This is a genomic window from Flavobacterium ajazii (genome assembly GCF_010614725.1).
Lineage (GTDB): Bacteria > Bacteroidota > Bacteroidia > Flavobacteriales > Flavobacteriaceae > Flavobacterium > Flavobacterium ajazii.
In genome coordinates this window covers 1-4915 of record NZ_JAAEHL010000024.1, presented here as the reverse complement: position 1 = coordinate 4915, position 4915 = coordinate 1, and the positions used below count along the sequence as shown (strand labels likewise).

Annotated in this window: 5 protein-coding genes; 2 read left to right on the top strand and 3 right to left on the bottom strand. The window is 27.8% G+C overall.

The window, feature by feature from the left end; all coding sequences use genetic code 11:
* Nucleotides 1-271: 271 nt before the first annotated feature.
* Nucleotides 272-574, top strand: coding sequence for a DUF6471 domain-containing protein (locus GWR14_RS23625; protein WP_163411605.1), 303 nt, complete (start codon nt 272-274; stop codon nt 572-574).
* Nucleotides 564-1916: a DNA (cytosine-5-)-methyltransferase gene (dcm, locus tag GWR14_RS23620; RefSeq protein ID WP_163411604.1), complete on the top strand. Its 1353-nt coding sequence runs from the start codon at nt 564-566 to the stop codon at nt 1914-1916. The genes GWR14_RS23625 and dcm overlap by 11 nt, the downstream gene beginning before the upstream one ends.
* A 32-nt stretch (nt 1917-1948) precedes the next feature.
* On the opposite strand, the gene GWR14_RS23615 is transcribed toward dcm, so the two are convergent.
* From GWR14_RS23615 to GWR14_RS23605, 3 genes are all read right to left on the bottom strand, one after another.
* Entirely contained in the window at nt 1949-2890 is a 942-nt protein-coding gene (locus GWR14_RS23615) for a DpnII family type II restriction endonuclease (protein ID WP_163411603.1), read from the bottom strand.
* A gap of 219 nt (nt 2891-3109) precedes the next feature.
* On the bottom strand, nt 3110-4234 hold the full coding sequence (locus GWR14_RS23610) for a hypothetical protein (protein WP_163411602.1): 1125 nt from the start codon (nt 4232-4234) through the stop codon (nt 3110-3112).
* A gap of 8 nt (nt 4235-4242) precedes the next feature.
* Nucleotides 4243-4797, bottom strand: a complete 555-nt coding sequence (locus GWR14_RS23605; RefSeq protein WP_163411601.1) for a hypothetical protein — start codon at nt 4795-4797, stop codon at nt 4243-4245.
* Nucleotides 4798-4915 lie beyond the last annotated feature (118 nt).

Genomic DNA, 4915 nt, shown 5'->3' with positions numbered 1-4915 from the left:
TTAGCCAAGTTTTAAGCCAATGAATTTAAAGTGAAAAGGGAGGTTTTTAGACAGTTTGACGTTCTCGCGCTACACGCAGTTTGGGACTAAATTAAGCCCATTATTCGGATTTGCCAAATCTTCCAAATACAAAACCATATTTAAATTAAGCCTAATACCCAAATTGCTTGTAGCGTGTGTTACCTGCTGTATTTTTTGTCAAATATGATTTTTTATTTGCATATATGATAATTATTGTTTAATATCGCAATATAAATCTAATTTTTTGATTATGGATTGGAATGAAAAAGCGAAACGTCTTCTTAAATCAGAATTGATAAAAAGAGGTATTACAAATTCAGATTTAGTTTTGTTACTAAAAGGAATTGAAATAGAAGAAACCAAAGCGAGTATTGATAGTAAAATAAGCCGTGGTACTTTTAGTGCTTCATTTTTTTTACAATGTCTTTCTGTAATTGGTTGTAATAAACTTACCATAGAAGAATATGAAAATAATTATTTTTTGGAATCAAATAAGTTACAAATAGTTGCAGAACCGAATGTTGAATATAATACAATTTCCAATGAAAAATAATACTATTAAGTTTATTGATTTATTTGCTGGACTTGGCGGAATTAGATTAGGTTTTGAAAACGCATTTAAAAATTTAGGTTTTGAAACAGAATGTGTAATGACATCTGAAATAAAACCATATGCTATAAAAACTTTAAAACATAATTTTGGGCAAGATTTTTTAGCGGGCGATATTTTTGATATTAGAAATGAATTTATACCCGAATTTGACTTTTTGTTAGGTGGTTTTCCTTGTCAACCTTTTAGCGCAAGTGGAAAACGTCAGGGTTTTGTTGACACAAGAGGAACTCTTTTTTTTGAAATAGAAAGAATTTTGAGAGATAAAAAGCCTTATGGTTTTATTTTGGAAAATGTTGAAGGTTTAGTTAAACACGATTTGGAATTTAAAACTGATACAATTGGAAGAACACTTTCAACAATACTTGATAAATTAGAAAATGAATTAGGATATAATGTTTCTTGGAAAGTTTTTGATTCTCTAGAGTTTGGTTTGCCACAATCAAGAAAAAGAATTTTTATTGTTGGTACAAAAAACGAAACAATTGATTTGAGCGGAAATGAGCCAAAATATAATAAGCTTGAAAGTATTTTTGAAAAAGGTTTACCAACTATTAATTCTGATTTCACGAATAAATTATTTTCGCATTTAGAGTTAAAGGATTTGTATGGCAAATCTATAAAAGACAAAAGAGGCGGTGAAAATAATATACATAGTTGGGAAATTGGATTAAAAGGAGAAATTTCAAAGGAACAATCAATATTATTAAATAAGTTGTTTAGAGAACGACGTAAAAAACAATGGGCGAGTGAAATTGGAATTGATTGGATGGACGGAATGGCGTTAACATTACAACAAATTAATACATTCATAGATTGTTCAGAAAATGAATTATTTTTAATGTTGGAAGATTTAACAAAGAAAGGATATTTGAAATTTGAGTTTCCTAAAAAATTGATTAAAGAAGAAACAGAAAATGGTATTAAAACGTATAGGGTTTATGATGAAACAAAACCAAAAGGATATAATATTGTAACAGGAAAATTAAGCTTTGAAATTAATAAAATTTTAGATCCAAATGATATTGCCCCAACTTTGGTAGCTACTGATGTTTCCCGTTTGGCTGTTCCTGATGGAGAAGGGTTAAGACGATTAACAATTAGAGAAGGACTTCGATTATTTGGTTATCCTGAATGGTATGAAATTCCAACAAAAGAATATGATGCTTTTGATTTATTAGGAAATACGGTTGCAGTTCCTGTTGTTGAGTTTGTTGCAAATAAATTAGCGATTGAATATGCTAAAAATTCATATCAAATTAAAGAACAATTGATTAACGCATAATAACAAAAAAATCGCCTATGGCGATTTTTTTGTTATTTTAAATGTTGACTTAATATTTCATCTAATTGGTTTATGTTTTTCTGATTTATTACATAATCACTTGCATTGTAAATTCTGTTTAAATCGTTTTGTCTTCCTACCCAACCAAAACCATCACAATAATTAATCATTGTAATTCTATTCCCTCGATGGTTTGCATTATGTCTCATTAAAATTCCGTATAATTCTACTAATTGGTCTGCTCGTTTAGATTGTCCACTTCCTGTTGTAATATTATATGAAGATTCCATTAAAAGAATAGGATTTCCAAGACTAGGAATCAAAAAATCAATATTTTTATTGAATAAAGGATATTCTTTTTGAGTTTCATAAGTCAAATCAGGTTTGATTCTTTTTTTATAATCTTCAATTTTATTTTTGATTAAAGTTTCAACGTGAGCTCCGACTTCATTTGAATATTTACCTTGGATTTCATTATCGTTTAATATACGTTGAACATAACTATAATTGGATAAATCTGAAATAAATTCTTTGTCTTTAAGTTTGAAATTTCTCATATAATACAATGGGATTTCGTGACCAATTTTTGAAAATCTACCATTCAAAAAGAAATCTATCAAAATATTTTTGAACTCAATATTTTGTTGCATTGTTTTAGAAATTCTTTTTATATCCCATTCAGTATTAAATTCTTCTTTATAAATTCTGTATCTCAACAAAGAAACAACTCTTTTCAGCCTTTCTTCTGAAAGACCAATTAAAGAAACTAATGCTTTTAGTTTTATTAATGCATTAAAATTATCATCATCAATTGTAAGGAATTTAGATAGATTTTCAGTGGAGCTTAAGTTTCCGCTTGAATCATTTATAAATTGAGTTAATGGTTTTATACTTTGTAAAAAATTATTATCGAAAACATCGTCAATCATAAATGACATACTGTTCTTCCATTCCTCAAAACTTATCTTCTGCATTGTATTAGATTTTGTTATTTTTTTCAAATATAATGTAAATCTTTCGATTTCCGGTTTTTTGGGAATATAGCAGGTAACGTCCCGCTACTACAGCGGGTTTGGGACTAAATTAAGCCCATTCTTCGGATTTGCCAAATCATAACAAATACAAAACCATCTTTCCATTAAACCAATTGCCCAAATCCGTTGTAGTAGCTGTTAGTGGCAGGCTCTTTTGTTTTAGTATTTTACGATTTCTGATAATTTTCCATTTTTAAAATATAGCTTATATATTCCTGTATATTCCCAAATTTCGATTTCTCCGCTTGCATTTTTATAATTTTTTCTATTTAAAGTTGTTCCTAAAAGCTCGGAACACATATCCTTTGACATTCCTACTGTCAGTTTCTCTTGGTAGACTAATTTTCCAAATTTTTCGCCATATTTTTTAACAAGAGCACTTTCTTCTAATTTCTTTTTATTTGCATTTCCTTTTTTTAGCTTTTCAAAATCATTTTTCGTTAAAAGCACATCTTCAAAATTCCATCTACTACCTTTTAAATCAAAAATAACTTTATCTTTTTCATTGCTTAATAAAACTGTAAATACAATTTCTTCATCATCAGCGTTGTTACTTTCTTCTATTTTTAAATCTTTTTTTCTTAATAATGTAAGTTCTCCTTTCCATTCAGTTCCTTTATCAATATACATTGTGTAATCAGTTTTTGATATAGGATTTCTAATTGCGTTAAAATCATTAATGGCAATAAAGGTTTTTCCATTTATTAATTCTTTCTTTTTTTCAAAATATGGTGATAAAATAAATTGCGGATTTGATGAGGATTCAATTACATAAATAGTTTCATTGTTTGAATTATCTTTTAGTTCAAACAATATATCTGCAAAAAAATCTTTGCCAAAATTGCTTTTGACTTCGTTATATATTTCTGATTTTTCAAATGAAGGATTAATATTAGCAATAGTGAAATATTTATTGCCGATTTGTGACCAATTTAGAATTTCAATTTTGTCGGTTTTCTTAAAAAATAGTATATCATTTTTTCGGTAATTGTCTGAATATGTTGGGTAATATATTTTTAAACCGTTATATCTCTTATAATATTCATTGGCTTCACATTGTTTTTCATCAAATGGATTTTTCCCACTACCGCTTTCAAGTATTTGAGTAACTTTTGCTCGATAATATTCTGAATGTTCGATAAAATTTTCGGTTGGATTGTAGGGAGGGAAGTTTACTTTTTTTTCGACTTCTACAGCTTTTTCAATTTTTCCGATTTCGACTTGTGAAAAGATTGATATTGTAAATAGAGATGCAACAAATGCAAAAAATAGTTTTTTGTTCATTTTTTAAGTTATTTATGTTTTCCTAAAATTGGGTTTAAATGCTTGGCTAAATCATTTTCTAAAACTTCCATTAGATTAATCATTTCAGCTTCAAATTCAAAAACAGTTAGTTTTAAATTCAAATTAAGTTCTTTTGCCCAATAAAATAGTTGTAATCCTTGTGTTCTATTTACTTTGTAATAACCTAAATGCTGAATAAGTCTTCCCCAAAAATGGCGTTTAACTTTTCCTACGTAAAGTATTTTGCTTTCTATGATTTTCGTTTTAATCGCAGGAATTGATTTCGAATTTTCGCTAGTTGAATATTGCTTTATTCTATCAATTATTTCGGAAGTTAAGTTGTCGGAAGTTATTTCAAAGTAATACAAACAAGGTCCAACAAATTCCTTTAATTCAGTAAACATTTTTTCATATTTATCAGAATTAGTAATGTTAATATGATTATAATCTTCTAAATCGCAACAATTTATGTTAAATTCTTTTCTTCTTTTTACTCCGTTTTTAGATACGTTTTGTAAAGGAATAACAGCATTTCTGCTAATTTCTTTAATGGTATTTTCCATATAAATTTTGTTTTTTCTGCTTTTTTTTGGCGAGCTTGCCACTAACGTCAGTTCGTCTAAAAACCCTTTTTAGTTAACTACGTTTACCCAAAAATAGTTATTTACACGAGTTGTAAGT

Excerpts from the sequence above, each read along its gene's own strand:
- GWR14_RS23625 (WP_163411605.1), top strand. The coding sequence starts at position 272 with ATGGATTGGAATGAAAAAGCGAAACGTCTTCTTAAATCAGAATTGATA.
- dcm (WP_163411604.1), top strand. The coding sequence starts at position 564 with ATGAAAAATAATACTATTAAGTTTATTGATTTATTTGCTGGACTTGGC.
- GWR14_RS23615 (WP_163411603.1), bottom strand. The coding sequence starts at position 2,890 with ATGCAGAAGATAAGTTTTGAGGAATGGAAGAACAGTATGTCATTTATG.
- GWR14_RS23610 (WP_163411602.1), bottom strand. The coding sequence starts at position 4,234 with ATGAACAAAAAACTATTTTTTGCATTTGTTGCATCTCTATTTACAATA.
- GWR14_RS23605 (WP_163411601.1), bottom strand. The coding sequence starts at position 4,797 with ATGGAAAATACCATTAAAGAAATTAGCAGAAATGCTGTTATTCCTTTA.